This window comes from Kribbella albertanoniae, assembly GCF_004348455.1.
Lineage (GTDB): Bacteria > Actinomycetota > Actinomycetes > Propionibacteriales > Kribbellaceae > Kribbella > Kribbella albertanoniae.
In genome coordinates, this window is the sequence record NZ_SMKA01000456.1 from 1 (window position 1) to 3,324 (window position 3,324).

Consider the following 3,324-nt stretch of genomic DNA (forward strand, 5'->3'; position numbering starts at 1 on the left):
ACCACTACCCGTTCGCCGGTACACCCCCGACCCCCAGCACCCACTGGTCGGACAGGAACGGCGTCCGGATATGCCGTTCATTCCCGACCAACACAGCCGGCCCACCCAACAGACCGCACAAGCATCAACCGCAGCCCCCGGCTCGTCAGCCCCAGGCAAGGTCCACACGATCACCGACCGCCTCCTGCCTGCGGCAACCCGAGCCCGTCAGCCCCAGGCGACGATCACGCGGTCGCCGACCTCGCCATCCGGCCCAGCCACCGCAACACCCAGCCACCCCAGCAGTTGAACCGGCCGCAGCGGCGACCATCCACCGACCCACTGCACCGGGCGCATCCGTTCCGGCGCCCAACCGGCGATCAGTGGAAGCAAATTTGCACATACTGGCAGTGATGTTCCACAAAGGCGCGGTCCGCACGGGACTCGACCACCACGGCGGCCGACAAAGCGGCGTTGCGGGCCGGTGCGTGGCTGACCCGGATGGCGAGGTGGGCAACGAGAGGTCCCCGTCGCCTACGGCCGACGGGCTGTTGTTGCGGCCAGTGGTGAGGGTGCTTTCCGCCCAACCCGCCGTGATGGTGAGTGGCCCGTCTGTTGCCGTTTGATGGGGACGGGGTGGAGGTGCTGCGGGAGGTGGTTGTGGGGTACCCGGGGGTGTGGCAGGCTCGCTGAGTGCGGGAAGGGTAGAAGCGCAGGCGGCGGGATGCCGGCCGAGCGGGTGTTGGAGTGGGTCGCCGGGTGTGTTGGCGGCGGGGCGGTGGTCGTGTCGGTGCGGCCGTTGCACGGGGAGCAGGGGCCCTGGCGGGTGACGGTCGGGGTCGGCGGGCGGCGGCAGGACGTCGTACTGCGGGCTGTGACTCCGCGGATTGATGCGGCGATGATCGCGACCGGGGCTGCGGCGCTGGCGGTCGCGGAGGAGTACGGCGTACCGGCGCCTCGGTTGTTGGGGGTGGACCTCGACGTCCCGGCATCGGTGGAGACGGCGGTCGGCAGCACGACGTGGCCGACCAACCCCGACCTCGAGCGGGTCCGAGCCGCGTTGGACCGCGTGCATGTGCCGCTGGAGGCGAGGCCGGAGCTACCGCTTCGGGTACGGCCAATTGCGGTGGATGACTTCGCGCAGGATCGGCGGCTGGGGATGATGCCGACGACGCCACTGCTGCGGTTGGCGGATGACGTCGTACGAGGGATCGAGCCGCCACGAGGGCCGACTGTGTTTCTGCATGGGGATGTCTGGCCGGGGAATGTGGCGTGGACCAGCCCGACCGAGTGTGTGTTGATCGACTGGAAGACGGCGGGGGTTGGCGATCCAGGCGTGGATTTCGGGGAGCTGCGGAAGCAGATGGCCATCACTTACGGGCTGCGGGCAACCGGCGGCAGTGCGTACTGGGATGCGGTGGCGGCGCTCAACACGCCGACCGTCCTTGATTGGGCAGGGGCGACCGAGCGGCGCGATGCCTTCCTGCGGGACGCGCTCGAGCGGCTCTAGTCGAGGAGTTCCTTCAGCCGGCGGCGGCGGAGGACGCCAGGTGGCAGCGGGGCCGGTTGAGCTGCTGGAGGCACGGGTGGGGGCACGCCGACGATCTTCAGATGAGTTGTGACGCGGGAGATCCCGTCGAGAACAGTGGGTAGCGCAAGCAATCGCCGCTCGTCGGGTTCGAGAGCGCTGAGTTCATCGCTGTCGACGTGCATGCGGACCAGGTGCCTGCGGCGGCCCCTGACCACCCGTTCGTCGCAGCCTGCGTAGATGTTCGCCTCAACAGACGCTAGTGACTGCGGGGTGCGGAGGAGGAAGATCGCGAGGTCGAGCACCGGTGCTTTGCTGACACTTCGCCACCAGTGGAACCACGCGTGATCCGAGTCAAGGACCTCCATCACGCGCTCGACCTCGGGCAGGAACCCGGTGTCGCCGCCGCCCCTCATGGGGACCACGTCGCCTTCCAGCCAAGAGTCGTCAGCATCACGTCCGCCGGTGTGCATGCGGCGATGGTACGGGGCGGTGTGATGTGCTGGTGGGGTGACGGATCTGGACGAGCAGCGGGAGGTTTACCGGACGCTGGACCTGGCGTTGCGGATCGGCGAGGTGTTGCTGTCCAGTGGAGCTGGTACGGCGGATGCCACGGCGACCATCCTCGGTGTGACAGCGGCAGGTGCGCTGCGGGGTTGTGAGGTCGACATCACGTTCACGTCGATCGCGATCTCGTACCAGGCGTCGCCGGATACCGCGCCCGAGACGCATATGCGCGTCGTCCGCTACCGGTCGCAGGACTTCTCCCGGCTGACCGAGGTCGACCGCCTGGTACGCCGGTACTCGCGCGGCGAAGTCACCCGCGACGAGGCGAGCCGCGAACTGGCCCGCCTGACGTCGGCCGGACCGCCGTACCCGCGATGGACTGCGGTGATCGCGTGGGGCGTGATGGCGGGTGGGGCGACGCTGCTGCTCGGTGGTGGTTGGCTGATCACGCTGGTTGCGTTCGTGACGGCGATCGTGATCGATCTCAACAACCGGTGGTTCAACCGTCAGCGGTTGCCCGCGTTCTATCAGCAGGTCGCTGGAGCGTTCGTCGCGACCGCGGTCGCGCTCGTTCTGTACGCCGTTCATGCGCCGGTGAAACCGTCGTTGGTCGTTGCCGCAGGCATCATTATGTTGCTGGCCGGAATCGCGTTGACCGGTGCGGTTCAGGACGCCATCACCGGGTACTACGTGACCGCGGCAGCACGCAGTCTCGAGGCGATGCTGCTCACCGGCGGCATCATCGCGGGGGTCAGCCTCGGTCTCGCGATCGGCATCAAGCTCGGGTTCCACGTCGGCATCGAGGCGCAGACGATCCAGCTCTCGAACCTGCCGATCATGGTCGGGGCCGGCGCGCTGATGGCGGTCGCGTTCGCCTATGCGTCGTACGCGCCGCTGCGGGCGTTGCTGCCGGTTGCGGTGATCGGTGGTGCGGGTTCGCTGGTGTTCACGCTGATGACGCGGGCCGAGTTCGGGCCGGCCTGGTCGACCGCGGCGGCCGCGTTCACGGTCGGGTTCGGGAGCTATTCGCTCGGCCGGAGGTCCGGCGTACCGCCACTGGTGGTGGTCGTCTCCGGCACGGTCCCGTTGCTGCCGGGACTCACCATCTACAAGGGTTTGTACGAGCTGACCGGGCTCGGCAACCTGATCGGGATCGTCAGCCTGGCCACAGCGGTCGCGATCGCGATCGCCATCGCGTCGGGCGTGATCCTCGGCGAGTACATCGCCCAGCCGATCCGCCGCGAGGCCCGCCGGCTTGAGGACCGCCTGGCCGGCCCGCGCCTGATCGGCCCCCGCCGCCCGATCCGCCG

The 3,324-nt window shown here is 68.7% G+C and carries 4 protein-coding genes; 2 read left to right on the forward strand and 2 right to left on the reverse strand.

What is annotated here, in order from left to right; genetic code table 11:
- Window positions 1-207: 207 nt before the first annotated feature.
- Window positions 208-372: a hypothetical protein gene (locus E1261_RS45735; RefSeq protein ID WP_165952861.1), complete on the reverse strand. Its 165-nt coding sequence runs from the start codon at window positions 370-372 to the stop codon at window positions 208-210.
- Between the two features lie 331 nt (window positions 373-703).
- On the opposite strand from E1261_RS45735, the gene E1261_RS43980 reads away from it, so the two are divergent.
- The gene (locus E1261_RS43980; protein ID WP_132416201.1) at window positions 704-1,489 is read left to right on the forward strand and encodes a phosphotransferase; all 786 of its coding nucleotides are present in this window, start codon (window positions 704-706) and stop codon (window positions 1,487-1,489) included.
- Here the strand turns inward: E1261_RS43980 and E1261_RS43985 are convergent.
- Window positions 1,486-1,980 carry a hypothetical protein gene (locus E1261_RS43985; protein ID WP_132416203.1) on the reverse strand — a complete coding sequence of 165 codons (495 nt, stop codon included), beginning with the start codon at window positions 1,978-1,980 and terminating at the stop codon, window positions 1,486-1,488. The two genes, E1261_RS43980 and E1261_RS43985, sit on opposite strands and share 4 nt — an antisense overlap.
- A 37-nt stretch (window positions 1,981-2,017) precedes the next feature.
- On the opposite strand from E1261_RS43985, the gene E1261_RS43990 reads away from it, so the two are divergent.
- Window positions 2,018-3,324 (forward strand): threonine/serine exporter family protein (locus E1261_RS43990; protein ID WP_132416205.1); only part of this gene is annotated, 1,307 nt, incomplete at its 3' end.